This window comes from Aeromonas sp. S2(2024), from assembly GCF_041402505.1.
GTDB classification, from domain to species: Bacteria; Pseudomonadota; Gammaproteobacteria; order Enterobacterales; family Aeromonadaceae; genus Aeromonas; species Aeromonas media.
In genome coordinates this window covers 170,014-195,598 of the sequence record NZ_JBGLRL010000004.1, presented here as the reverse complement: position 1 = coordinate 195,598, position 25,585 = coordinate 170,014, and the positions used below count along the sequence as shown (strand labels likewise).

The 25,585-nt window shown below is 60.7% G+C and carries 23 protein-coding genes and 8 tRNA genes; 14 read left to right on the top strand and 17 right to left on the bottom strand.

Going from position 1 to position 25,585, the window contains the following annotated elements; genetic code table 11:
* The first annotated feature begins 135 nt into the window (after positions 1-135).
* The 10 genes from pth to ACB039_RS06570 all read left to right on the top strand — a co-directional run bounded on the left by pth (position 136) and on the right by ACB039_RS06570 (position 2,970).
* The gene (gene pth / locus ACB039_RS06615; RefSeq protein ID WP_005330168.1) at positions 136-732 is read left to right on the top strand and encodes an aminoacyl-tRNA hydrolase; all 597 of its coding nucleotides are present in this window, start codon (positions 136-138) and stop codon (positions 730-732) included.
* 91 nt (positions 733-823) lie between these two features.
* The gene (gene ychF, locus ACB039_RS06610; protein ID WP_005330171.1) at positions 824-1,915 is read left to right on the top strand and encodes a redox-regulated ATPase YchF; all 1,092 of its coding nucleotides are present in this window, start codon (positions 824-826) and stop codon (positions 1,913-1,915) included.
* A gap of 235 nt (positions 1,916-2,150) precedes the next feature.
* Positions 2,151-2,227, top strand: a tRNA-Met gene (locus tag ACB039_RS06605).
* A 13-nt stretch (positions 2,228-2,240) separates the two neighbouring features.
* A tRNA-Gln gene (locus ACB039_RS06600) sits at positions 2,241-2,315 on the top strand.
* Positions 2,316-2,362: 47 nt separating this feature from the next.
* Positions 2,363-2,437: transfer RNA gene (locus ACB039_RS06595), tRNA-Gln, on the top strand.
* 35 nt (positions 2,438-2,472) lie between these two features.
* A tRNA-Met gene (locus ACB039_RS06590) sits at positions 2,473-2,549 on the top strand.
* Positions 2,550-2,566: 17 nt separating this feature from the next.
* Positions 2,567-2,641 (top strand) — tRNA-Gln (locus tag ACB039_RS06585).
* Between the two features lie 47 nt (positions 2,642-2,688).
* Positions 2,689-2,763 (top strand) — tRNA-Gln (locus ACB039_RS06580).
* Positions 2,764-2,801: 38 nt separating this feature from the next.
* Positions 2,802-2,878 (top strand) — tRNA-Met (locus ACB039_RS06575).
* Between the two features lie 8 nt (positions 2,879-2,886).
* Positions 2,887-2,970 (top strand) — tRNA-Leu (locus ACB039_RS06570).
* A 195-nt stretch (positions 2,971-3,165) separates the two neighbouring features.
* Here ACB039_RS06570 and ACB039_RS06565 read toward each other — a convergent pair.
* A complete protein-coding gene (locus ACB039_RS06565) occupies positions 3,166-4,998 on the bottom strand; it encodes an SLC13 family permease (protein ID WP_371165344.1) in 1,833 nt (610 codons plus the stop codon).
* A 269-nt stretch (positions 4,999-5,267) separates the two neighbouring features.
* Between ACB039_RS06565 and yqfB the strand changes: the two genes are divergently transcribed.
* The 3 genes from yqfB (at position 5,268) to ACB039_RS06550 (ending at position 7,056) form a co-directional block, all read left to right on the top strand.
* Positions 5,268-5,600: a N(4)-acetylcytidine aminohydrolase gene (yqfB, locus tag ACB039_RS06560; protein WP_268419890.1), complete on the top strand. Its 333-nt coding sequence runs from the start codon at positions 5,268-5,270 to the stop codon at positions 5,598-5,600.
* 87 nt (positions 5,601-5,687) lie between these two features.
* Positions 5,688-6,608, top strand: a complete 921-nt coding sequence (locus ACB039_RS06555) for an alpha/beta hydrolase (protein WP_371165343.1) — start codon at positions 5,688-5,690, stop codon at positions 6,606-6,608.
* A gap of 61 nt (positions 6,609-6,669) precedes the next feature.
* Entirely contained in the window at positions 6,670-7,056 is a 387-nt protein-coding gene (locus tag ACB039_RS06550) for a DUF1622 domain-containing protein (RefSeq protein ID WP_371165342.1), read from the top strand.
* A 104-nt stretch (positions 7,057-7,160) separates the two neighbouring features.
* Here the strand turns inward: ACB039_RS06550 and ACB039_RS06545 are convergent, their stop codons facing one another.
* The gene (locus ACB039_RS06545) at positions 7,161-8,525 is read right to left on the bottom strand and encodes an MDR family MFS transporter (protein WP_371165341.1); all 1,365 of its coding nucleotides are present in this window, start codon (positions 8,523-8,525) and stop codon (positions 7,161-7,163) included.
* Between the two features lie 171 nt (positions 8,526-8,696).
* Here ACB039_RS06545 and ACB039_RS06540 point away from each other — a divergent pair, with 171 nt between their 5' ends.
* A complete protein-coding gene (locus ACB039_RS06540) occupies positions 8,697-9,293 on the top strand; it encodes an HAD family hydrolase (RefSeq protein WP_371165340.1) in 597 nt (198 codons plus the stop codon).
* Between the two features lie 91 nt (positions 9,294-9,384).
* On the opposite strand, the gene ACB039_RS06535 is transcribed toward ACB039_RS06540, so the two are convergent.
* The 15 genes from ACB039_RS06535 to ACB039_RS06465 form a co-directional block, all read right to left on the bottom strand.
* A complete protein-coding gene (locus tag ACB039_RS06535; RefSeq protein ID WP_371165339.1) occupies positions 9,385-10,182 on the bottom strand; it encodes a DUF1338 domain-containing protein in 798 nt (265 codons plus the stop codon).
* A 149-nt stretch (positions 10,183-10,331) separates the two neighbouring features.
* The gene (gene astD, locus ACB039_RS06530) at positions 10,332-11,801 is read right to left on the bottom strand and encodes a succinylglutamate-semialdehyde dehydrogenase (protein ID WP_371165338.1); all 1,470 of its coding nucleotides are present in this window, start codon (positions 11,799-11,801) and stop codon (positions 10,332-10,334) included.
* Between the two features lie 65 nt (positions 11,802-11,866).
* Positions 11,867-12,886, bottom strand: a complete 1,020-nt coding sequence (gene astA / locus ACB039_RS06525; RefSeq protein WP_025326162.1) for an arginine N-succinyltransferase — start codon at positions 12,884-12,886, stop codon at positions 11,867-11,869.
* 75 nt (positions 12,887-12,961) lie between these two features.
* A complete protein-coding gene (locus tag ACB039_RS06520) occupies positions 12,962-14,179 on the bottom strand; it encodes an aspartate aminotransferase family protein (RefSeq protein WP_371165337.1) in 1,218 nt (405 codons plus the stop codon).
* A gap of 278 nt (positions 14,180-14,457) precedes the next feature.
* Positions 14,458-15,039, bottom strand: a complete 582-nt coding sequence (locus ACB039_RS06515; protein ID WP_371165336.1) for an aminodeoxychorismate synthase component II — start codon at positions 15,037-15,039, stop codon at positions 14,458-14,460.
* Between the two features lie 369 nt (positions 15,040-15,408).
* Entirely contained in the window at positions 15,409-15,624 is a 216-nt protein-coding gene (locus ACB039_RS06510) for a hypothetical protein (protein ID WP_005329964.1), read from the bottom strand.
* A 123-nt stretch (positions 15,625-15,747) separates the two neighbouring features.
* Complete coding sequence (gene trpS, locus ACB039_RS06505) at positions 15,748-16,752, bottom strand: tryptophan--tRNA ligase (protein WP_041205201.1); 1,005 nt, start codon at positions 16,750-16,752, stop codon at positions 15,748-15,750.
* 17 nt (positions 16,753-16,769) lie between these two features.
* A complete protein-coding gene (locus ACB039_RS06500; protein ID WP_043129422.1) occupies positions 16,770-17,435 on the bottom strand; it encodes a phosphoglycolate phosphatase in 666 nt (221 codons plus the stop codon).
* On the bottom strand, positions 17,425-18,096 hold the full coding sequence (rpe, locus tag ACB039_RS06495; protein ID WP_041205203.1) for a ribulose-phosphate 3-epimerase: 672 nt from the start codon (positions 18,094-18,096) through the stop codon (positions 17,425-17,427). The genes ACB039_RS06500 and rpe overlap by 11 nt, the downstream gene beginning before the upstream one ends.
* A gap of 438 nt (positions 18,097-18,534) precedes the next feature.
* Complete coding sequence (locus ACB039_RS06490) at positions 18,535-19,407, bottom strand: Dam family site-specific DNA-(adenine-N6)-methyltransferase (protein ID WP_042649565.1); 873 nt, start codon at positions 19,405-19,407, stop codon at positions 18,535-18,537.
* A gap of 70 nt (positions 19,408-19,477) precedes the next feature.
* A complete protein-coding gene (locus tag ACB039_RS06485) occupies positions 19,478-21,016 on the bottom strand; it encodes an SPOR domain-containing protein (RefSeq protein ID WP_371165335.1) in 1,539 nt (512 codons plus the stop codon).
* Positions 21,006-22,088: a 3-dehydroquinate synthase gene (aroB, locus tag ACB039_RS06480; RefSeq protein ID WP_371165334.1), complete on the bottom strand. Its 1,083-nt coding sequence runs from the start codon at positions 22,086-22,088 to the stop codon at positions 21,006-21,008. The genes ACB039_RS06485 and aroB overlap by 11 nt, the downstream gene beginning before the upstream one ends.
* A gap of 16 nt (positions 22,089-22,104) precedes the next feature.
* Entirely contained in the window at positions 22,105-22,623 is a 519-nt protein-coding gene (gene aroK / locus ACB039_RS06475; protein ID WP_005329951.1) for a shikimate kinase AroK, read from the bottom strand.
* A 191-nt stretch (positions 22,624-22,814) separates the two neighbouring features.
* Positions 22,815-25,040, bottom strand: coding sequence for a type IV pilus secretin PilQ (locus tag ACB039_RS06470; RefSeq protein WP_371165333.1), 2,226 nt, complete (start codon positions 25,038-25,040; stop codon positions 22,815-22,817).
* A gap of 16 nt (positions 25,041-25,056) precedes the next feature.
* Positions 25,057-25,584 carry a pilus assembly protein PilP gene (locus tag ACB039_RS06465; protein ID WP_041206835.1) on the bottom strand — a complete coding sequence of 176 codons (528 nt, stop codon included), beginning with the start codon at positions 25,582-25,584 and terminating at the stop codon, positions 25,057-25,059.
* Between the last annotated feature and the right edge of the window lies 1 nt (position 25,585).

Sequence of the window (25,585 nt, the reverse complement as noted above, 5' to 3'; positions counted from 1 at the left end):
TTGGCACCCGGTTCCCGGGTTATTCCCCCCGCTCGCCGAGCTTTGGTTGAGTGATCGCCACTCGGCGGCTAGAATATTGCGTCCCATTGCCCCGGGCCATCCGCTCATGGCAAGTAGCGAGTGAAGACATCAAGCGTGACCCATCAAATCAAACTGATTGTCGGGCTGGGTAATCCCGGCCCCGAGTATGCCAAGACCCGCCACAACGCGGGGGCCTGGTATGTGGAGCAGCTAGCCCGCTGGCACAATGTCAGCCTGCGCGAAGAGCCCAAGTTCTTCGGCCACACCGCCCGCTTCCTAGTGGAGGGGCAGGATGTGCGGCTGCTCATCCCGAACACCTACATGAACCTCTCCGGCAAGGCGGTGGCGGCCCTGGCCCGCTTCTACCAGATAGTCCCGGAGGAGATACTGGTGGCCCACGACGAACTGGACCTGCCCCCCGGCATCGCCAAGTTCAAGCAGGGCGGCGGTCACGGCGGCCACAATGGCCTGAAAGACATCATCGCCAGGATGGGCAACAACAATAACTTCTTCCGGCTGCGCCTCGGGATAGGTCATCCCGGTGCCAAGGAGCTGGTCGCCGGTTTCGTGCTGACCAAGGCGCCCAGCAGTGAACAGAGCCTGATCGAGGCCGCACTGGATGAGTCTTTGCGCGCCACCGACATCCTGTTCAAGCAGGACATGACCAAGGCCATGAACCGGCTGCACAGCTTCAAGGCCGAGAAAGTCTGAATACAGATGCCTGACCTGGGTCAGGCTCGCACAATATGACAGGGCTGCCCGCGTGGCCCCTCACAGCATCCATCACGTAAGGTAACAATTCATGGGTTTTAAATGCGGTATCGTGGGCCTGCCCAATGTAGGCAAATCCACCCTGTTCAATGCGCTGACCAAGGCCGGCATCGAAGCCGCCAACTTCCCGTTCTGCACCATTGAGCCGAACACGGGTGTGGTCCCCATGCCGGATCCCCGCCTCGACCAGTTGGCGGCCATCATCAACCCCCAGCGCGTGGTACCGACCACCATGGAGTTCGTGGACATCGCCGGTCTGGTGGCGGGCGCCTCCAAGGGCGAGGGTCTGGGCAACCAGTTCCTGGCCAACATCCGCGAGACCGAAGCCATCGGTCACGTGGTGCGCTGCTTCGAGGACGAGAACATCATCCACGTGGCGGGCAAGGTCTCCCCGGCCGATGACATCGAGGTGATCAATACCGAATTGGCCCTGTCGGATCTGGACGCCTGCGAGCGCGCCATCCACCGTCAGTCCAAGCGCGCCAAGGGCGGCGACAAGGATGCCAAGCTGGAAGTGGAAACCCTGGAAAAGATTCGGGTTGCCCTGGAAAACGGCCAGATGATCCGCGGCATGAAGCTGGACAAGGAAGAGCTGGCGGCCGTTGCCCACCTCAACTTCCTGACCCTGAAACCCACCATGTACATCGCCAACGTGGCAGAAGATGGCTTCGACAACAACCCCTTCCTCGACAAGGTGCGTGAGATCGCCGCCGCCGAGAACGCCGTTGTGGTGGTGGTCTGCTGCGCCATCGAGGCGGACATCGCCGAGCTGGACGACGCCGACCGCGCCGAGTTCATGGCAGACCTTGGGATCGAAGAGCCGGGTCTGAACCGGGTGATCCGCTCGGGTTACGAGCTGCTGAACCTGCAGACCTACTTCACCGCCGGGGTGAAGGAAGTGCGCGCCTGGACCATTCCGGTCGGCGCCACCGCCCCGCAGGCGGCGGGCAAGATCCACACCGACTTTGAAAAAGGCTTTATTCGCGCCCAGACCATCGCCTTCGACGACTTTATCACCTACAAGGGTGAGCAAGGCGCCAAGGAAGCGGGCAAGATGCGCGCCGAAGGGAAAGACTACATCGTCAAGGATGGCGATATCATGAACTTCCTGTTCAACGTCTAACCCCATGAGAGGCCAGCATTTGCTGGCCTCTTTGTTATGGGCGCAGGTTGCGGATCAGCTGCCAAATGTCGCAAAAAAAACCAGATTGTTGGGCTTTTGCGCGACAGCGTCCAATAACTCGCCAAACGCACCCAAATTCGGTTTTTCTGGCAAAAAAAGGGTTGACGCCCCAGAGCCAGATACGCATAATTCCGGCCGCACAGTGACGAGGCAACGACTCACTGGAAGCACGGTTGGCTATGTAGCTCAGTTGGTTAGAGCATCGCACTCATAATGCGAGGGTCACAGGTTCGAATCCCGTCATAGCCACCATTAATCATTCAGTTGGGGTATCGCCAAGCGGTAAGGCAGCGGGTTTTGATCTCGCCATCCCTAGGTTCGAATCCTAGTACCCCAGCCATTTTTAAAAGTTCTTTGGCCAGTCTAATGACTGTCGAGGAGCACTGTTGGGGTATCGCCAAGCGGTAAGGCAGCGGGTTTTGATCTCGCCATCCCTAGGTTCGAATCCTAGTACCCCAGCCATTTTTACTTGTAATCGACAATGTCGGATACAAGACGGCTATGTAGCTCAGTTGGTTAGAGCATCGCACTCATAATGCGAGGGTCACAGGTTCGAATCCCGTCATAGCCACCATTTACAAGTTGTTCAGTTGGGGTATCGCCAAGCGGTAAGGCAGCGGGTTTTGATCTCGCCATCCCTAGGTTCGAATCCTAGTACCCCAGCCATTTTTAAAAGTTCTTTGGCCAGTCTCATGACTGTCGAGGAGCACTGTTGGGGTATCGCCAAGCGGTAAGGCAGCGGGTTTTGATCTCGCCATCCCTAGGTTCGAATCCTAGTACCCCAGCCATTATTTTGTTCTCTTCCACTTGGTGGTCGATAACAAACGGCTATGTAGCTCAGTTGGTTAGAGCATCGCACTCATAATGCGGGGGTCACAGGTTCGAATCCCGTCATAGCCACCATTAATATTGCGGAAGTGGCGAAATTGGTAGACGCACCAGATTTAGGTTCTGGCGCCCTAGGCGTGAGAGTTCGAGTCTCTCCTTCCGCACCATCAAGGCAGTACCAAACAGACCAGCTTATGCTGGTTTTTTTGTGCCCGGATTTCAGCCCTTGCCTCCTCTCCTTCCCTGCCGTTTTCCCTGCTCACTACCTTGTCAACCCGAACCTCATCCCACAGCGTCGGGAGGGATAGTCAATAAAAAGCGGCCCGCAGGCCGCTTGCACTCCTTGTCTCCCTCAAACGTGCTCAGAACGGGAAGAACCAGGGAATGGCGATGACGCTCACCACCATCACCAGCACCGTAAACGGCACGCCCACACGGATGAAGTCCATGAACTTGTAGTTGCCGGGCCCCAGCACCAGGGTATTGACCGGTGAGGAGACAGGCGTCATGAAGGCCGCCGAGGCGGCAATGGCGATGGTCATGGCGAAGGGATAGGGGGAGACCCCCATCTGCTGGGCCGTGCCGAGCGCAATGGGCGCCATCAGCACAGCGGTGGCCGTATTGGAGATAAAGAGCCCGATGGCCGCGCAGAGCACGAACAGGCTGGCCAGCATGACACGGGGCCCCATCTCCCCCACCGCCGAGATCAGCGCGCCGACGATGAGATCCACCCCGCCGGTCTTCTGCAACGCCAGGGCAAAGGGCAACATGCCGACGATCAGGATCAGGGTCGGCCAGTGGATGGACTTGTAGGCGCTCTCCATGTCGATGCAGCGGAACTTGCCCATCAGCAGGCAGGCGATGAGCGCAGCTATGACGTTGGGCACGGGATCCGTCACCATCAGCACTATCATGACCGTGAGGGCAATCAAGGCGTGGATGGCCTGGCTGCGGGCCGGCGCCATCTCGTCCACCTCGGCGGGCAGGCCGAGCAGCAGGAAGTCCCGGTGGTGGGTCTGCAACTGGCGAATGAGGCTCCAGTTGCCCACCACCAGCAGGCTGTCACCCATCAGCAGCGGCTCATCCACCAGCTTGCCGGTGAGCGCCTCACCATTGCGGCGGATCCCCACCACGCTCAAGCCGTAGCGGGAACGAAACCCCACCTCCCGGATGCTCTTGCCGAGCAGACGGGATTCGGGAATGAGGGAGACCTCGGCCATACCCACCTCCCGCGCCTGATCCGAGAAGTACTCCCCGCGCAATATCATGGGTTCGAGCCGCGCCTCGCTGCAAAACTCCCGCACATCCACCTCGGGATCGGACATGTCGATGAGCAGCACGTCCTTGGCCTGGAACTCGGTGACGCCGGAGACGGTCACCATCACCCGTCGAAACTTGCGCCAGCGCTCCAGCCCGATGACGTTGGCCCCGAAGCGGGCACGCAGCTGCAGCTCGTCCAGGGTCTGGCCTATCAGGGGAGAGTCGGGGCGGATCGCCAGGCGGCGCGCCCGCCCGGCCAGGCGATAGTCGCGGATGAGATCGCGCATTGTGCTGCGCCCCGCCTGCTTGCCTTTGCCCTCTTCCCCCTCGCGCACCAGACGGTTACGCATCAGCAGCATGTAGATTACCCCCAGCCCGAGGATCAGCACCCCCATGGGGGTGAAACCGAAGAAGCCGAAGCCCTGGATGTCGTGGCGCATCAGCTCGCTGTTCACCACCATGTTGGGCGGAGTGGCCACCAGCGTCATCATGCCGCTGATGAGACCGGCAAAGCCGAGGGGCATCATCAGCCGTCCGGCAGGGATCCCCATCCGGTTCGCCACGCTCAGTACCACGGGGATGAAGATGGCCACCACACCGGTTGAGCTCATCACGGCCCCCAGGGTCGCCACCGCCACCATCAGCAGCACCAGCAACCGGGTCTCGCTGCTGCCCGCCACCTTCACCAGGGCATCCCCTACCTGATAGGCGATGCCGGTGCGTACCAGGCCATCCCCCACCACGAACAGGGCGGCGATCAGGATGACGTTGGGATCGCTGAACCCCGCCAACGCCTGTGGCAAGGTCAGGGTGCCGCTCAACACGAACAGGATGATGATCAACAAGGCCACCACATCCATGCGCACCCTGTTGGTAATAAACAGGAAGATGGCACCCACCAGCATGCTGAGCACCCAGATCAACTCGGAATTCACACTCGCTCCTTTCGTTCATGTCCGCCGGGCGGAGAACCGCGCCAGACGCCATCAGACCACAGCCAGTCCCCCTCCATTTTGTTACATATCAAGAAAGAGGAGCCCACATCATCGCACATTCGGGTTCACTTGCAGCCACTTTGCAAGGCAGAGCAAGCGCCCCAGCGCCCGTCTGGCAAAAAGTGCTGCGCGCCCTCCCCGGCACACCTAGAATGGGCCAGCCACTGGCTGATCCGGCCCCTGCTCACCCCTTGTCCTTCGGAGAGAAAATGTCTGTTCACACCCCAATCTACCCGGAATTCACCTTCTTTAGCCGCTTCGTCGCCGATATTCAGTCCGGCCGCAAGACTATCACCATCCGCGACGAGAGCGAGGCCAACTGGCAGCCCGGCCAGCGCCTCGCGCTCTTCACCAACCCGGAGCACCAGCCCTTTGGTACCATAGAGGTGCTCTCGGTCACCCCCGTGGCCTTCGATGAGCTGACCGACGAGCACGCTCGCCAGGAGAACATGACCCTCGCCGAGCTCAAAACCGTCATTCGGGACATCTACCCCGCACTGCCGCCGCTCTATGTAATTGAATTCACACTGATTGAAGCCTGATTTTGTGAGCTGCCTCAGCTAACCCCGGTTGCACTCTCAGGCCAAAAGCGCACAATACCTGTATTTATATACAGATAACGGTGCAGCATGAACACACAACTTGAGCCTGCCATCGCCGCCATGGTGGCGGACTTCATCGCCGCAGGTCGCCCCAAGGCAAGCAAGCTGAGCTGGCAGACCAGGCGTGAGGGCTATCTTGCCTCTGCCGTCTTGGGGGGCGAGCGGGAAGAGGTGGGCGCCATCGAAGAGTGGCAGGCCGATCACTACGCCATCCGGCTCTACCAGCCCAAATCCCCCCCTTCCACCACTTATCCGGTGCTGATCTATTTCCACGGCGGCTGTTTCGTCAGCGGGGATTTCGAGACCCACGATCGCCAGATGCGGATGCTGTGCAACAGTGCCCATGCCCTGGTGTTTGCGGTACATACACGCCTCGCCCCCGAGCATCCCTATCCTGCCGCCCATGACGACGCGCTGGCAGCGACCCTCGCCATCATGGCCGCGCTGCCGCAGTGGCACGGCGATCCCGGGCGGGTCGCACTCGCAGGCGACAGTGCCGGCGGCCACCTCGCCCTGGTCACCACCTTGCGGCTCAAGGCGGCGGGAGCGGCACTGCCCGCCGCCCAGTTCCTCATCTATCCCATGCTCGATGCCTTGGGAGAGAGCCAGAGCTATCGCGACCTTGGCGACGACTACCTTATCACCCGTGACATGCTGCTCAGTGGGTTTCAGGCCTATCTGGGCAGGCTGCCCGCCAGCCATCCCGAGGTGAGCCCGCTGCACCATCCTGATCTTGCGGGGCTGCCGCCCACTCATATCCTCACGGCCGAGTACGATCCCCTGCGTGACGAGGGAGAGGCCCTCTATGGCAAACTGCTGCAAGCCGGCGTTGCCGCCACCTGTCAGCGGCAGCTCGGGGTGATCCACGGTTTCTTCCAGCTGGCGGGCATCAGCCCTGCGGCCCGTCATGCCATCGCGCAGATCGCCACGCTGCTCAAGAGGCTCTGAGTTGGATCCGGCCCCCATGCCGTGTTAAAAGTGTCTCTTTTGAATCAGGGAGGTAACCCGAGTGTTCGAGATAGCGAGCCTGAGAGAGGGCATGATGCACGGGGTGGAGCTGTTCCAGCTGCTGCTGGAGATCATCTCCATCGCCTGCGTGGTGACAGGGCTGGGCAAGACCCTCTGGCTGGCGGCACGGGTGCAGGATCACGAGCCCGGTTTTCCGCGCATTCGCCTCTGCTTCGGCAGCTGGCTCATCCTGGCCCTGGAGTTCCAGCTCGCCGCCGACATCCTGGCCACCACGGTGGCGCCGAGTAAAGAAGAGCTGGTGCGTCTCGCCATCATCGCGGTGATCCGCACCTTCCTGAACTACTTCCTCGGCAAGGAGCTTGACGCCCAGACCGAACGCCAGCGACCCGAGCCTGTCAGGTTGCCCTCCCGCCCCGACGCCCGATAAGCGGGCATACTGGCAGAAGGCCGCGAAACGGGAAGAAAGGCTCCAGCCTGCACCAATGAAGAGGGCTCCCCGCGGGGAGCCCTCTTTGTATCGGATAGCAGCCATCAGGCCGGCATGCTGGCCAGCTCGTGGCGTTTCAGGGCCAGCAGGGTGATGAGCAGAGCGGCGCTGGCGATCAGTGCCATGCCCACATAGGTGGCGCTGAACCCCGGGGCCAGCTCGGCCGGGCTCAGGCTCGCCAGGTTGTGGCTGGTCCCGGCCGGCAAAGCCCCGTGGAACAGCATGGCGCAGATGGCCACCCCGACCGCGCCCCCCAGCTCACGGCCGAAGTTGAACAGGGACATGCCGATGCCGCGATCTTCCCGCGGCAGGGCGTTTTGTACCACCACCGAGAGGGCCGGCAGCACCAGCCCCAGCCCCAGACCGGCGAAGCCCAGCCCCAGATTGGCAAAGAGATCGAAGTGAATTTGCCACAGGGCCAGCGCTGCCAGGGCGAAGCCTGCCACCACGAAGCGCTTGTAGTGACCGGTGCGACCGATGAGCTTGCCGCCGACGAAGGCCCCCGCCGTGATGCAGACCATGAAGATCACCATGTAGAGGCCGCTCTCGCTGGCTCCCATCCCTTTCTGCCACTGCATCTGCAGCGGCAGGTAGACCAGTACGGCGAACATCAGCAGTTGCGAGGCCAGTGCCAGCAGCACGCTCACCAGATAACCGGGCAAGCGGGCCAGATGGGCGGGCAGTATGGGATCCTGAGCCCGTCGCTCCACCAGGATCAGCAACAGCAGGGCCAGAGCCAGCCCCGCCGCCAGCCAGATGGCGGACAGCGTGGCTTCCGGCGAGAGCAGCAGCAGAGAGAGTGTGGTGACGGTGATGAGCAGCCCCGCCCCCTTCCAGTCGAAGCGGCTGTGACGGCGCACATTGAGGTGGCCCAGGTTGCGGTTCACTAGCCAGAGCGCCAGGGCCCCGAGGGGCAGGTTGATCCAGAAGATCCAGCGCCAGCTCAGCTGCTCGGTGAAATAACCCCCGAGCAGGGGCCCGGCGATGCTGGAGACCGCATAGACCGCCGAGATGTAGCCCTGATACTTGCCCACCTCCCGCGGGGGAATGCAGTCGGCGATGACGGTGAAGGCGAGCGCGATCAGGCCACCGCCCCCCAACCCTTGCAGCACGCGGGCTGCCAGCAGGGTCGGCAGATCCTGGGCCAGGGCGCAGGCCACCGACCCTGCCAGAAACAGGCCTATGCCGATGTTGAGCATTCGCACCCGACCGAACAGATCGCTCAGCTTGCCGTAGATGGGCAGGGCGGCGGTGGCCGCCAGCAGGTAGGCGGTGACCACCCAGGTGAGGGCAGCGCCGGCGTTCAGCTCGGCTCCTATGATGGGCAAGGGGGTGGTGACTATGCTCTTTTCCAGTGAGCCCAGGGCGATCACCAGGGCCACGCTTGAGAAGACGGTTTTTGGGGACATAGAGAGGCTCGCTACTGTGAGTTGCCGGCACCCGAGGCGCAGAGCGCATGATTGTCTCATAAATCAGCAGCCCATGGTCAAACCCGCCGCCTGCCCAGGCCATGACGACGGTCGCGGCATCCGGGGAGCGGATCTGGTACTGTACTCTTTTGGCCGAGGAGGAAGTACCCCATGTCCGAGCAGTTCCAGTTTGAGCAATACGACGCCCTGATCTTCGATATGGACGGCACCCTGGTGGACTCCATGCCCCTGCACCTGGATGCCTGGGAAACCACCAGCGCCGAGTTCGGCTTGCCGTTCGATCGGGCCCAGCTCAACGAGTACGGCGGCATTCCCACCCGCAAGATAGTGGCCATGCTGGCCGAGCAGCACGGGCTGGCCATCGACATAGAGGCCTTCGCTCGCCGCAAGGTTGCCCTCTATCTGGAGCGGATTGACAAGGTCCGAGTCTTCCCCGCCATGTGGGAGCTGGTCAAGCGCTGCCACGGCAAGGTGCCCATGGGTATAGGCACAGGCTCAACCCGGGATCATGCGACGCACATACTGAGAAATACCGGCCTCGATGCCTTCATCCCCGTGCTGGTGAGTGCCGACGACGTGACCAACCACAAGCCCCATCCCGACACCTTCCTGAGAGTGGCCGAACAGCTCGGCGCCAACCCGGCCAACTGTCTGGTGTTTGAAGATACCCGAATAGGTCTGGAGGCGGGCAAGGCCGCCGGCATGACCACCTTGCTGGTCGATCAGGGCGCACTTTACCCTCGCTAGAGTGGGCAAATGAGCCCCTGCCGCCAACAAAAACGCCTCCGACAGGGAGGCGTTTTTCATAAAGCGGTGCAGGCATGACCCGGCACACAGCTTACATGGCGTTGGTAGATTCGAAGATCTTGTCGGCCGACGCTTCGACGAAGCCCGGGTAGAGCACGCCGTCTGCTTGGGGGTAGCGCAGGGCGAACTCGTAGAAGCAGCTTGGGATGGTGCGCACGCCGTCGCTGAAGGGGACTTCGGCCTTGTCCGCCATGGTGGAGGATTGCTCCAGCATCACCTCGGGATCCCCCTTCACCTCGCCGCCGACGGTGTTGAGCACGAAGCCCGCCGCTTTCAGGGCTGCATTGACCTGCTGGATGGTATCGAAGTCCTTCAGGCGGTTGATGTTGACGGTGAAGTGGTTGGCACGATAACCCCAGGCGGCCATCCAGGCCGCGTACTCGCTCTCTGCCAGCAGCGTCTGGTAGTCGGCGTGGGAAACCTGCCAGGGGGCACCGGCGTAGAGGAAGGCCGGGGTGTCGGTCAGGTGATCGGGCACCTGATCCACCAGCTTGTGGATGATGGCCTGGGCACCTTCGGAGAGCTCTTCCACCTTCAGCTCGCTGATGAACACCTTGGGCGCATCAGGATCTTTATGCTCGAAGTGTTTGGCATAGAGCTTCTTGGCCTTGAACACATACTCGCCTTTCTCCTCGTAGCCCAGGGCACGGAAGTGGGCCGCCAGTTTCTCGAGGCCGAGCTTGGGCAGGTTGTAGGTACGAAACGCCACGTGATCGTTGATGATGGGGGCACCGCCGCCCAGCAGTTGGTGAACCTTGTGGGCACTGGGGGTGACTTGAATGTAGTTGTCCCACAGATGGCCAAACAGGGTCTCGATATCCTTTTGCATCTCTCTTTCCTTTGATTGCGGGTACAGACAAGGGCACCTGTTCAGTGCCCCTCTTTTATTTTCTTGCTATCAGAAGATCAGACCGGGGGTATGACGCAGTGGTCGGCAGCGTTGGGCCTCTCCTGCCACATCAACCCCCTCCTTCTCGATTAGAAGGTCAAACCCGGGGACAGCTGATCCGGCATCGCGGCCTTGCTATCTTCCACCGAGGCAACCGGATAGGCACAGTAGTCAGCGGCGTAGTAGGCGCTCGCTCTGTGGTTCCCGGAGGCACCGATGCCACCGAATGGCGCGGCACTGGAGGCGCCGGTGATGGGCCTGTTCCAGTTGACGATACCAGCACGGATCCGCTTGAAGAAGTGGTTCCAGTCCGCCTCGTTGTCACCGAGCAGGCCAGCCGAGAGGCCGAAGCTGGTGGCGTTGCCCTGGTCGATGGCGGCATCGAAGTCGTCGTAGCGAATGAGCTGCAGCAGCGGGCCGAAGTACTCTTCGTCCGGCAGCGCTTTGACCGCGGTCACATCTATGATGCCCGGAGAGACGAAACCGGTGCCCGCCTCCAGATGCTTGAGAGCGAGCAGGCTCTCGCCCCCCAGTTGCTGCAGCTTGGCCTGCGCCTCGACCATGCCAAGCGCCGCACGCTCGCTGATCATGGCGCCCATAAAGGGCTGAGCCTCGTCATCGTAATGACCGACCTTGATCTGGCCGACCACCTCCACCAGCCGCTTGACCAGGGCATCGCCGCGCTCGCCACGCTCGACAAACAGGCGACGGGAGCAGGTGCAGCGCTGGCCGGAAGTAATGAAGGCAGACTGGACTATGGCATGGACGGCGCCGTCGATGTCGCTCACATCCTTGACGATGAGAGGGTTGTTGCCACCCATCTCCAGGGCCAGGATCTTGCCAGGCTGGCCGGCAAATTGCTGGTGCAGGAAGTGGCCAGTGCGGGACGAGCCGGTGAAGAAGAGGCCATCGATGTCCGGATTGCCCGCCAGCGCCTTGCCGGTCTCCACTTCGCCCTGCACCAGGTTGAGCACGCCCTTGGGCAGCCCCGCCTCCTGCCATACCTTGAGCATGGCCTCGGCCACCATGGGGGTCAGCTCGGAGGGCTTGAACACCACGGCGTTACCCGCGATAAGCGCAGGCACTATGTGACCGTTGGGCAGGTGGCCCGGGAAGTTGTAGGGGCCGAACACGGCGACCACGCCATGGGGCTTGTGGCGCACGAACGCCTTGGCGCCCGGCATGGGGTTCTCCACCGTGCCGGTGCGCTCGTCATGGGCGCGGATGGAGATGGCGATCTTGCCCTGCATGGCCGCCACTTCGGTGCGAGTCTCCCACAGCGGCTTGCCGGTTTCCCGGGCTATGGTCAGGGCCAGCGCCTCCTTGTGCTCACCGAGCAGATCGGCATAACGGCGCACTATGGCCAGACGATCCTCGAGGGCCAGATCAGACCAATGGTAGAAGGCCGTGCGGGCCGCCTTGACGGCGGCATCCACCTGAGCAGCGCTCGCCGCCTTCCCGCGCCAGATCACTTCGTTCCTGGCCGGATCTTTTGATTCGAACGGCTTGCCTTCACCGGCCAGCCACTGGCCATCGATAAACTGGACTAAAGACATCATCAATTCACTCCCTGTGGTGCACAGGCCGCCTTGGCAGCCTGCTTCAATGCGGTGATATGGATCCGTTATTCCAGATCGACGACCCGAACCATGTCGCCACTCTCAACCTTGAGGGCGGCCGCCATCTTGGGCGGTATGATGGCTTCGTGCTTGTCCAGATCGACCCGGATGTTGCCGTAGCAAGCGCGGTATTGTTCAAACCTGGCGTTGCAGACGAGATAGGTGTGACCGCCGATGGGCTCACCCACCAGCACCGCCAGTTTCTGGCTGCGGCGTACGCTGCGGATGTGTTTCACATCACACTCGACGGTGGGGCCGGCATCGAAGATGTCGACATAACCACGGTTCACGAAGCCCTCGTCCTGCAGCATCTTGATGGCCGGACGGGTCTTCTCGTGAGTCTGACCGATGACGGCGCGTGCCTCGTTGCTCAGCAGATTGACGTAGATGGGGTACTTGGGCATCAGCTCGGCGATGAAGCGCTTCTTGCCGATGCCGGTGAGGTAGTCGACGGTGGGAAAGTCCATCGAGAAGAAATGCTTTTGCAGCCACTCGTAGAAGGGGCTGTGACCGTTCTCATCAGAGACGCCGCGCATTTCGGCGAAGACGGTCTTGTCAAACAGCTCGGGGTGCTCGGCCATGAACAGGAAACGGTGCTTGGAAAGCAGGCGGCCATTGAGCCCCTCGCGGGCGCATTCACGCAGAAACAGGGTGCACAGCTCGGAGTTGCCGGTGTAGTCGTTGGACAGCGTGAGCGTCTCAACCACGTTGTAGATGCCGAGCTTGGGAGAGGAGTGCACCACCTTGCCGATGTGATAGTTGTAAAACGGCTGGGACAGGCCGACGGCCGCGTCGATGGCGCAGGTACCGACCATCTCGCCGGTCTCCAGATCCTCGGCCACGAAGAAATAGAGGCAATCGCCCTTGCCGGCGGGCTTGTCCAGGAAGGTCTGGGTCGAGGCATCGATCTTGCGTTGCAGCAGTTCATCGTTGACCGGCAACGAGGTCATGCCGGTGCCGGATTCGATGGCACAGGTCTTGAGGCCGGCGAAGTCGCGCTGCTCGATAGGACGGATAACCAACATAAATGACAACTCCCTTTCATTGACGACAGGTGGGGTCCCGGCTCCTGCCGGGAGGGCTCCCCACCTCAATTTGGATCAGGCGTTAACCACCTGAGCAACCGCTTTCTCGAACCGGGCCAGCCCTTCCTTGATGTCCGCTTCCGGGATCACCAGGGAGGGAGCGAAGCGCACTACATTGGTGCCCGCTACCAACGCCATCAGCCCCTGATCGATGGAGGCAAGCAGGAAGTCGCGGGAGCGACCCTTGAAGTCATCGTTGAGCACGGCGCCGAGCAGCAGGCCCTTGCCGCGCACTTCGCTGAAGCAGTGGTACTTGGCGTTGATGGCGTCCAGACCGTCGCGGAACAGCTGCTCGCGCTGCTTGATGCCGCTCAGCACTTCCGGGGTATTGACCACGTCGATCACCGCCTCGGCCACCGCACACGCCAGCGGGTTGCCGCCGTAAGTAGAGCCGTGAGTGCCCACTTTCAGGTGAGACGCGATCTCGGTGGTGGTCAGCATGGCACCGATGGGGAAACCGCCGCCCAGCGCCTTGGCGCTGGTGAGGATGTCCGGCGTGACCCCCAGACCCATGTAGGCAAACAGCTCGCCGGTACGACCGACCCCGGATTGCACCTCGTCATAGATGAGCAGGGCATTGTGCTTGTCGCACAGCTCACGCACCCCTTTGGCAAACTCGTCGGTGGGACGAATGATGCCACCCTCCCCTTGCAGCGGCTCCATCACCACGGCACAGGTATTGTCGGAGATGACGGAGGCCAGCTCTTCCAGGTTGTTGTAGGCGACGTGGGTGATGTCGGCCGGCTTGGGACCGAAGCCATCGGAGTAGACCGCTTGGCCGCCGACGCTGACGGTGAAGAAGGTGCGGCCGTGGAAGCCCTGATGGAAGGCGATGATCTGGGTCTTGTGGGCACCGAACTTCTCGATGGCGTAACGACGGGCCAGCTTGAGCGCCGCTTCGTTCGCTTCGGCGCCGGAGTTGCAGAAATAGACCTTCTCGGCAAAGGTGGCGGCGACCAGCTTCTTGGCCAGACGCAGGGCCGGCTCGTTGGTCATCACGTTGGAGAGGTGCCACAGCTTCTCGCCCTGGGTTTTCAGGGCTTCGACCAGCTTGGGATGGCAATGGCCCAGGCCATTGACCGCGATCCCGCCCGCGAAGTCGACATACTCGCGGCCTTCCTGATCCCAGACACGTGATCCCTCCCCGCGTACCGGAATGATCTTGGCCGGCGCATAGTTGGGAACCATCACTTCATCAAACACTTCACGTGTCACTGCCAACAACTCTGACATATTGCTCTCCTGCTATATCGCGGCAGAATAATCCACCGCTCAAAAGTTAAATCCGTGTAAACGTGGCGGAATTATCACAGAAAAAAAGTAAAAAGTCTGTAACTTAACCGCCAATGAGGAACAATGTTCGATTGCCTGTGAGATTTTAGGCAACCGCATTGCATAACGGCTCAGGGGGTGTTGGCAAGAGATAATTTGGGCAGGAAGGAGGGTGAATAAAGTGTCAGGGAAAATTTTTTTGGCCTCATTTCGATTATGAGACGAGGATCACGATTTTTTCAGGAAACGGCCAAAAAGTTGGCCAGCAACTGGTGTCCCTGCTCGCTCAAAATGCTCTCCGGGTGGAACTGAACTCCCTCCAGTGCCAGTGTTTTATGCCGCAGCCCCATGATCTCGTCCATGGAGCCATCGTCATGTTCGCTCCAGGCAGTGATCTCGAAACAATCGGGCAGGGAGTCATGCGCCACGATGAGCGAATGGTAGCGGGTGACCCGCAGCGGATCCTTGAGTCCCTTGAATACCCCCTCCCCCGTATGGCGGATGAGGGACGTCTTGCCGTGCATCACCTGACGGGCACGCACCACCCGGGCGCCGAACGCCTGAGCCAGGGACTGGTGGCCGAGGCAGACGCCGAGAATGGGTATCTCACCGGCAAAACGGGAGATGGCCGCCAGCGAGATGCCCGCCTCGTTCGGTGTGCAGGGACCGGGAGAGATCACCAGATGGCTTGGGGCAAGCCGGGCTATCTCTTCCAGACTCAGCTCGTCGTTGCGCCTGACCACCACGTCCTGCCCCAGGGCGCCAAAATATTGCACCAGGTTCCAGGTAAAGGAGTCGTAGTTGTCGATGAGTAGCAGCATGAGAGAGCCCTGGGAATAGAACAGAGACGGTAAGCAGACTGCGCCTGCCGGCCGTCCACGGACAAACGCCGCGCATTCTGGCATGTCTGCCCCCGTTAATAAACCGCTGAGGGGTCATCACGCGGGCATGGATGGCAGCTTCTGGTTTTTACTCAGCAAAACATCTCTGCCATCTCGAAGACGTTGTCCCCATGAGGCTGACCAACCTGTGCCCCTCGACGGGGAAACGGACGAGAACAGGCAGAAGACACCGGATAGCCCATGGGCTGGGCTCGGGAGCAGGAAGGGGGAAAGGCGGGCACGGCTTAAGTGCCGAAAGCGGGGTGTGGCATGGCAACCCAGCAGATGGGCAGAAGCCGGGAGAGCACCTCAGCGATCCAGATAACGTCCCTGCTCCAGCTCGCGCTCGCGCTGGCACTCGGCCAGATAGATGGCGGCAGCGATGGCCGGGGTCTTGTGGTGCTTGTCGATGGCATTGGAGACCATCAGCTGCAGGGTGTTGAGGTTCTTGGCCTTGCGAAACTTGCGCAGCCAGTTGCCCTTGTCACTCAGTTCTTCAATCGGGGTATGTGATTCGACAGACATGCTTTCTCTTGGGGCAAGAACCCGCGTTTGACATTGGAAGTTGAATTGACGAACCAGGGGTCGGGTAAAACAAAGAAAGCCAGGCAAATACCCAGCTCTCTACGACTACACCTTCCCAGTATGTCAGGCTCGAGGAACGAAGCCGACGACATCATATACGCTGGTCAGGGTTTTTTCAGCCCTTTCCCGCGCCTTTTGTGCGCCAGCCGCCAAAATGGCCTGCAGATGAGTCTCATCCTGACGCAGCTCGCGGAAGCGTGCCTGGATGGGCTCCAGCAGGGCGACCACGGCATCGGCCGTCTCGCTCTTGAGGTGGCCGTACATCTTGCCCTCGAAGTGCTGCTCGAGCTCGGGGATGGAGCGGCCTGTCACACCGGACATCAGGGTCAGCAGGTTGGAGACCCCCGGCTTGTTCTCGGGATCGAAGCGCACCACGGCCGGTTCGTCGGAATCGGTCATCGCCCGCTTGATCTTCTTGACGATCTGCTTGGGATCTTCCAGCAGGCCGATGAAGTTGGCCTCGTTGTCGTCAGACTTGGACATCTTCTTGGTGGGATCCTGCAGGCTCATCACCCGGGCACCGTCGGTCGGGATGAAGGGCTCAGGCAGGGTGAATACCTCACCGTACAGGTTGTTGAACCGGGTGCAGATGTCGCGAGTCAGCTCCAGATGCTGCTTCTGGTCGTTGCCGACCGGCACCTGGTTGGCCTGATAGAGCAGGATGTCCGCCGCCATCAGCACCGGATAGCCAAACAGGCCGACGTTGACGTTGTTCTCGAAACGGGCGGACTTGTCCTTGAACTGGGTCATGCGCGACAGCTCGCCCATCTGGGTGTAGCAGTTGAGGATCCAGCCGAGCTCGGCGTGCTGCGGCACGTGGGACTGGATGAAGACGGTGCTCTTGGCCGGATCGATGCCGACCGCCAGATAGAGGGCGGCGGCATCCAGGCACGCCTTGCGCAGGGCGGCAGGCTCCTGGCGGGTGGTGATGGCGTGCAGATCGACGATGCAGTAGAGGCAGTCGAAGTCATCCTGCATGTTGACCCACTGACGCAAGGCGCCCATGTAGTTGCCTATGGTCAGCTGGCCCGAGGGTTGGGCCCCGCTCAATACGATTGGTTTAGCCATGAATGTGTTGATCCTTGTTATTCAGCCAACAGGGCATCGAGCTCTGCAAACTGCTCGCATACCCAGTCAGGGCGGGAATCCGCGATGGGACGGCCATAGTTGTAGCCGTAGGTGAGCCCCACCACCTTCATGCCGGCGGCCTGGGCGGCCAGCACATCATTTTCGGAGTCCCCCACCATCAGGGTGCGGGACGGGCTGACGCCAAGCTCGTGGCAGGCGTGCAGCAGCGGATCCGGGCTCGGTTTCTTGACGGGCACGCAGTTGCCCCCCAGCCAGAGAGCGAAACAGTCACCGATGCCGAGGGCATCCAGAATGGGCTGCACGAAGTGACTCGGCTTGTTGGTCACCACGGCCTGCCGGTAGCCGAGCGCCTGCAGGCGGCGCAGGCTCTGCTCCACACCGTCATACATGGCCAGCCCTTGCAGCAGGCAGGCCTGATAGTGCTGGTCGAACAGGGGGCGGGCCCTGGCAAACAGCTCGGGCGCCTCGCGATAGTCCAGCGCACGCTGGATCAACTTGTCGGCGCCATTGCCGACCCAGGTGCGCACCACTGCCTCGTCGGCCTCGGCCAGCCCCAGATCGGTCAGGGTGCGGTTGACCGCCAACGCCAGTTGGGAAGCGCTGTCGATCAGGGTGCCATCCAGATCGAACAGCACCAGATCGAAGGGACGTTCAACGGACATGAGCCAGCTCCGCCCGCATTTGATCGATCACCGCCTTGTAATCCGGCTTGCCGAAGATGGCGGAGCCCGCCACGAACATGTCAGCCCCGGCGGCGGCGATCTCGCGGATGTTCTCCACCTTGACGCCACCGTCGATCTCGAGGCGAATGTCACGACCGCTCTCATCGATCAGGCGACGCACCTGACGCAGCTTGTCGAGGGTGCCGGGGATGAAGCTCTGACCACCGAAACCCGGGTTGACCGACATCAGCAGGATCACGTCCAGCTTGTCCATCACGTACTCGAGGCAGGTGAGCGGCGTGGCCGGGTTCAGCACCAGACCGGCCTGGCAACCCTGCTCCTTGATGAGACCCAGAGTGCGATCCACGTGATCGGAGGCTTCCGGGTGGAAGGTGATCAGGTTCGCACCCGCCTTGGCAAAATCGGGCACGATGCGATCCACCGGCTTGACCATCAGGTGCACATCGATGGGGGCTTCGATGCCGTAGTCACGCAGGGCCTGACAGACCATGGGGCCTATGGTCAGGTTGGGGACATAATGGTTGTCCATCACGTCGAAGTGCACCACGTCGGCCCCGGCGGCCAGCACCTTGGCCACATCCTCACCCAGACGGGCAAAGTCGGCGGAGAGGATAGAGGGGGCAATCAGAAAGTCTTTCATCAGCGTCATCCATTGGCAGCGTGGCAGAAAAAGCGGCGCAATTTTACCGCAAACGTGAAATGAAAACGACCAGCAAGTGCAGAAGACGCAGACCGCGAGTCTCACCACAAACACGGAATGAAAACGACCCGCACCTGCAGAAGATGCGGACCGCGAGTCTCACCGCAAACGTGGAATGAAAACGACCCGCAAGTGCAGAAGACGCGGACCGCGAGTCTCACCACAAACACGGAATGAAAATGACCCGCACCTGCAGAAGATGCGGACCGCGAGTCTCACCGCAAACGTGGAATGAAAACGACCCGCAAGTGCAGAAGACGCAGACCGCGAGTCCTGCCGCAATACACGCGATGACAATGACCCGCTCGTACAGCCGACCCGGATCTCGCTCTCGCCCAGTCAGAAACGACAACGGTCCCCGCAGGGACCGTTCATGATTCAACCGACTGAGACCAGTTCGGCCTCACCGGGGTAATGGCCCTGCTCGGGAGCGATGCCGGGCGGGTAAAGTGCCAGCAGTTCGGCTACCTTGTTGCGGCTGCCGCCGTTGCGGCTGATGGTGCGCTTGACCAGGATCTCGTCCAGCCGGGCCCCGCGGTAGAGCTCCCGGGTCAGCTCGATGTCGTGGTTGCTGATGAGCACTGGCACCCCCTTGTGGGCGGCGGTATGACGGGCCAGCCTGGCCAGCAGCGCCTGGTCATCCAGAGTGAAGCCGCCGGCCGAGTAGGTGGTGAAGCTCGCCGTGGTGGAGAGCGGCGCATAGGGGGGATCGCAGTAGATCACCCAATCCTCCTCCGCCCTGGCCATGGCATCGGCATAACTCTCGCAGATGAAGGTGGCCTTCTGTGCCTTCTCGGCGAAGGCCCACAGCTCTTTCTCCGGGAAATAGGGCTTCTTGTACGAGCCGAACGGCACGTTGAAACCGCCCTTCTTGTTGTAACGACACAGGCCGTTGAACCCGTGGCGATTCAGAAACAGGAACAGCTGAGACCTTTCGAACCCGGCTTCGGTCTGGTTGAACTGGGTGCGCAGCCGATAATAGGCGGTCTTGTGGTTGTGCTCGGCCACAAACAACTTGCGCGCCTCGCGGATGAAGTTGTCCGGCTGCCGCTTGAGATGATTGTAGAGACCGATCAGATCCGGATTGATGTCGTTGAGCACGTAGGCATCGTAATCCGTGTTGAGAAACACCGAGCCCGCTCCGACGAAAGGCTCCAGCAACACACGCCCGGCCGGCAAGCGCTCGGCAATCTCTTCGACCAGGGAGTATTTTCCCCCGGCCCATTTTAAAAACGCGCGTGTTTTTTTCATGGAAGTCCGGTGTTAAGAAGGCAATGCCCAAAAAAGGGGGACGATTCTACCCCCTTCCCCAGGCGACTGGCTATTGCTTCAATTCTTTTTGTATCTGGGCAAATGACTTGGGCCAGGGTTGTCCCTTGAGCAAGGCGGGGGTGAGCTTGCGGATCGCCGCCTTGGCCTGGGTGCTGTTGGCATAGTCACCCTGCACCACCACGTACCAGGGGCTGCCACGGAAGCGGGTCTTGTAGACCCAGACCTTGCCCGCCAGCCCATGCTCGGCCACGAAGCTGTCAACCGCCTGGGTGTTGCTGGCCCCCATCAGCTGGATGCTGTAGTGGTTCTTCGCCTTCTTGTTGAGGGTCGCTACCGGCGTCAGGGCCACCTTGGGAGCCGGCGCTGCGGCGGGCGCAGTCGCGGCAGGAGTGGGCGTCGCCTTGACAACGGGCGCCGTGCTCTGTGCCTGTGCCGCCGCCCCGGTCGGAGCAGCACGGGAACTCCCTCCGACCAGCTCGTCCACCACGGCCGTCGGCAGGGCACCGCTGACGTTGGGCTGTGTCATCAATTTCTCAACCACTTCGTCGGAGATGACGACCCGGCGCCCCTCGTAATTGCTCGACTCCGTGGTGACCGTCTCGCTCTCGACCTTCTTGGGCAAAGTCTTGGCATCGGGCTGCCAATCCCGGGCGACCTGGTTGCCTGAGACGCTGGCTTCGGCGCCACTGCTCGCCTGGCTCCCCTGGGCACCGCTCGCCGCGCCGACGCTCAGCGGATCGGTCGCGACGGGGTCGGGCAACGCCATCCCCTGGGTCGAGGTCTGGGGTTGCTCCTTGCCCGCCTCCTCGAACAGAGGGAGGTAACTCAGCGCCAGCAAACCGGCGGCCGCCAGGGCCAGCACGGTCGCAATCTTCTTGACGGGCAACTCGGCCTGACGTTTCTTGGGCCTTCTGTCGGTCATGACATCCTCCAATGACTGCATGATGGCGGAAGGGTGTCCCCCCGCCTCCTTCAGGATCTCTTCCACTTTGGGCTTGGGCAAGAGGGCCGCCGGGATCTTCAGCTCCTTGGCCTTCTCATACAAGAAGATGCGCTGCTCCGGTGCGCTCAGTGGCGCGACTTCCAGCTCGAGCGCGGGCATGGCACGCCCCTTGAGGGCGTTCTTCTGATCGCGACACCAGACGTCACTACCCGAGAGCAGAATGGCCAGTTTATGGGGAGAGGCCAGGGTATCGTTGTGGCGACCGAGCGCCCACAGCTCCCCCACCAGTTCGGTCGGCAGAGTGTCGGCACGCTCGATCATGAGCAGCAGGGTGGAAGGCTTGCCCTCCAGCATGCGGAAGAAGCTGTCGGCCAGCGCATCCTGCGCATTGAACAGGGGGCGCGCCACCACCTGCTGAAGCAGCAACTGGCGCACGTCTGCCATCTTCATGGCCGGACTGCCGATGAGGCTCACCACCCGCACCTGGTCAGGCAGTTGGGCAAGCAGGGATTCACACAGGGTGCCACGGCCGCTGCCGGGCTTGCCGGAGAGAAAAACAAAGGGGTGATTGAACTCAATCAGATGCAGCAGCCGGTCAACCAGCTGCCGCTGGGAAGGCAATTTCAGCAATTTGTTATTGGTCACGACCAGACTCGATCACCGCCATCAATTGCGCATCCGTCACATCGGCCACTACCTGGGCCTGTCCGATCCCGATTGGCAACACCAGCCGCAGCTTGCCTTCCAGCACCTTCTTATCACGGCGCATGTGGCGAATGAAGGCGGCAAAATCCATCTCGGGCGGCGCCAGCACCGGCAGGTCCGCCGCCAGCAACAGGTCGCGGACTCGAGCCACCTCTTGCGCCGTCATGTCGCCACGGGCCAGGGCTGTCTCGGCCGCCAGCATCATGCCCGCCGCCACCGCCTCACCATGGAGCCAGTTGCCATAGCCCTTCTCGGCCTCGATGGCATGGCCGAAGGTGTGGCCCAGGTTCAGCAGGGCACGGACGCCGTGCTCGGTCTCGTCCTGACCGACCACGTCGGCCTTGATTTCACAGCAACGGCGAATGGCGTAAGAAAGGGCATCTGCGTCAAGGCGTTGCAGCCGCGCCATGTTGACTTCGAGCCAGGAGAAGAAGGCCTCATCCCAGATGATGCCGTACTTGATCACCTCGGCAATGCCGGCTGCAAATTCCCGCGCAGGCAGGGTCTTGAGGCAATCGGTGTCGATGATCACATGCTTGGGCTGATAGAAGGCGCCCACCATGTTTTTACCAAGAGGGTGGTTGACGGCGGTCTTGCCGCCGACGGAGGAGTCAACCTGGGAAAGCAGTGTGGTAGGCACCTGAATGAACGGAATGCCTCGTTGATAGCTTGCCGCAGCAAAGCCGACAACGTCGCCTATCACGCCGCCCCCCAGGGCGATGAGGGTGGTGTCACGACCATGACTGGTTTCCAGCAGAGCAGACATGATCCGCTCGAAGGTAGCCAGGGTCTTGTAGGCCTCGCCATCCGGCAAGATCAGGTGTTCAACCTGAAAACCGGGCAGCAACTGAATGATCTGCTCAAGATACAAGGGGGCGACGACGGTGTTGGTCACTATCATGACCCGCTTGCCCTTGATCGTCTGCGTCAGCACCTCGGGGCGTTGCAACAGACCAGCAGCTATCTCAATCGGGTAGCTGCGCTCACCCAGTTCGACCTTCAACCTTTCCATGGACGTCCTCTATTGATTACATACCAATCAACTTAACGATTTGATTAGCTACTACTTTTGCACTTTGATCATCCGTCTGGATGACAAAGTCTGCGACTTCTTCATACAGGGCGTTGCGCTCGAGGGCCAGACGCTCCAGCACTTCGCGGGGCGGCTCTTCGGTTTGCAACAGGGGGCGACGCTTGTCTCTCTGGGTACGCGCCAGTTGCTTTTCAATGGTGGTTTCTAGGTAGACCACGATACCGCGCGCAGAGAGTTTGTTGCGGGTTTCACGGCTCTTGATGGCGCCGCCGCCCGTTGCCAGCACGATACCCTGCTGCTCGGCGAGTTCACCGATCACCTTCTCTTCGCGGATCCGGAAACCCTCTTCGCCTTCAACATCGAACACCCAGCCGATATCGGCACCACTGCGGCGCTCAATCTCATGATCTGAGTCGAAAAACTCCATGTGCAGTTGTTCTGCCAGATGTCTACCTATGGTGCTCTTGCCCGCACCCATGGGACCTATCAGGAAAATATTGCGTTTCTCAGCCATGTCTTTTCGTTAGTAATTACAAACTGTATGGCCCCGGTAACTACTCGACCGGGGTACCTATGAACCTTATCTTGCGATGGATCAGGAGGGGGATTATCTCAATAGAAACCAGGACTGGCAACCGCAGCCCTTACGCCCCAGCCTCATCGGGGCGTAAGGTTATATGTGTTTTACCCTCACATGTAAAGTTTTCAGAGGGCGTCGGTGACTATCCTCGGGGTCACGAAGATCAGCAGTTCACGCTTCTTGTTCTCACTGGTGGTTTTCTTGAACAGATAACCGAGGCCGGGAATATCCCCCAGCAGCGGTACCTTGCTGACGTCGTTCTTGATGGTCTGTTGATAGATGCCGCCCAGCACCAGGGTCTCACCATTGTTGACCAGCACCTGGGTGGTGATGGACTGGGCGTTGATGGAGACTGCATCCCCGGTACCGGTCGGGACGGTTTCCCCCTTGGTATCCTGGGTCACGGTCAAATCCAGGATGACCCTGTTGTCGGGGGTGATCTGTGGCGTGACCTTGAGACTCAGCACCGCCTTCTTGAAGGTGACCGAGGTCGCCCCGCTGGAAGAGGACTCCACATAGGGGATCTCGGTCCCCTGTTCGATCAAAGCCGGTTTCTGGTTCGCCGTGGTGACCCGAGGGCTTGCAATGATCTCGGCCTTGCTCTCCTTCTCCAGCGCCGACAGTTCAAGGTCGAGCAGAGTGCCATTGGCGAGACGGGCAACCTGGAAGGCCAGGGTACCGGCGGCGTTGGTCACCGGCAGGTTGACGTTGAGCCTGTCTTCCACGCCGGGGCGCGTGATGGTGGAGCTGCCGTCATTATTACCCGCGCCATCATTGCCCTCTATGGTGCCAGAGGTGCCATTGCCATGACCATCCGTCTTGGTCACCCCCCACCGCACGCCCAATGCCTCGTCGAAGCCGTCGTCTATGGTCACCATGCGCGCCTCGATCACCACCTGCTTGACCGGGATATCGAGGATGTCCAGCATCCGCTTGACGTTGCCGATGACATCCGCCGTGTCTTTGACCACCAGCACGTTGGTGCGTTCGTCCACGCTCACTGCGCCTCTGGGAGAGAGCAGCTTGGTGCTCTCGGAGGAGAGCAGGGCCGCCACTTCGGATGCCTTGGCATAGTTGATCTGCAAATATTCGGTATAGAGCGGCGCCAGATCGGCCACCTGATTGCGGCTCTCCAGTTGCTGTTTCTCTCGTGCGGCAATCTCGTCCGCCGGGGCCACCAGCAGGATGTTGTTGTCCAGCCGCTTGTCGAGCCCTCTGACCTTGAGGATGATGTCGAGCGCCTGCTCCCAGGGCACGCCATCAAGGCGCAGGGTGATGTTGCCGGAAACGGAATCCGTGGTCACCAGGTTGAGGTTATTGAAGTCGGCGATGATCTGCAGCACGGTTCGAACAGGAATATCCTGGAAGTTCAGCGAGATTGGCTTGCCCTGATACTGTTTCGCGGTCGTGGTGGCGACGCGTTTTTTCACCTCTATGATGAACATCTTGTCGGCCTGGTCGTAGCGATAATCAAACTGACCATTGACCGAAAGTTCAAACAGGGTGTCATTGCCCTGACGGAACACCTCCACCTGGGAGACCGGGGTCGCAAAATCCTGCACATTGATAAGATTGAGTTGCTCATCCGGGATCCGGGTACCATGGAACTTGGCGAGCACCTTCTGGCCACGGCTGCTCACATCCACTGCAGCCGAACTGTTATCCAGGGTCACGAGAAATTCCCCCTGCCCCTCCTTGCCACGGCGAAAATCCACCCCCTTGACCGAGTTGAAGTAGGCACCTCCCGCGTTTGCCTGCGAGACGGACAGCACGGGTTTGCTGGCTGCAACGGGGACGGGAACAGCAACGGGAGAGGAGACAGAGACGGGCTGGGCCTGATATTGAGACTGGTTCTGAGCGACCCGCTGCGTATCAATCAGCGCCGACTGGGTCACTGGCTGGCTCCTGACAAGCGCTGACGGACTGGCACTTGGAGAGGTCGTCGTCGCAGCCACTGGCTGACCGGCCTTCTCTCCCAATGACACCAGCAATTTGTTGCCCTGTTGATGGACCTGGTAAGGGGTCAGCTGATCGAGCGCTATCTTGATATCGAGCCCTTCCCCCTTGCCCTCCACCTTGAGGTTGTCCACCCCTTGCTGCTTGATGGGCAGCGGGTTGACCGTCAGCGCGCCTATGGCTCCGGGCACGTGCAGCAAGAGTTGATTGGGTTCATACGACAGCCTGTCGGTAAATCCGCTCACAGGCTCGCTGAAACTCAGCTCGAGCAAGAGCTGATCGGCCAACAGCGGATTTACCCTGACCTCCTGCAACGCTGGCACCGCCCACACCTGAGCGCATGCGCCCAGCCACAACAGCGCCACACCGCTCATCCTTCTTATTGTTGTTCTCATCTCTGCTCATCCCTGATCATAGTTTTGCGTCGAGATTGGCCATGGCCAGCTGAGTTTCTCGGGTGACCCAGCATCCTTTGCCATCCGGTACCGTTTCCATCAAGTCAACATGAGTATTCGTTATCTTGATGACTCTGCCCTGATCCAGTCCCATGTACTGATTGAGCCCCACACGCACGGCTTGCCCGTCCGGGGTCCTGATCAGCGCCCATAACTGTCCCTGCTTGCCGATGGATCCCTTCATGCTCAAACTGGCCAGCGAATAGCGCTCCAGCACTTCCTTCTCCCGATTCGCCACTATCTGGGCGCAGTCTGGTTTGGTCTTCGCATCCACTCTGGAACTGGTCTCTGGTTGCGGTTCAATGAAGGGGCTGCGTTGATCGCTGTGCTGATAGGCCATGGGGGAAAAGGGTTTTATCTCCGGCAAGGGTTCGATCGGGATGGGTTGCCTCGCCTTGGTTTGTTGTACGTACTCGTCCATGTCTTCCTGCCCGCCGCAGGCCGTCAACAACAGCACCGGCAAGAGGAGTCCTATCACTCTCATG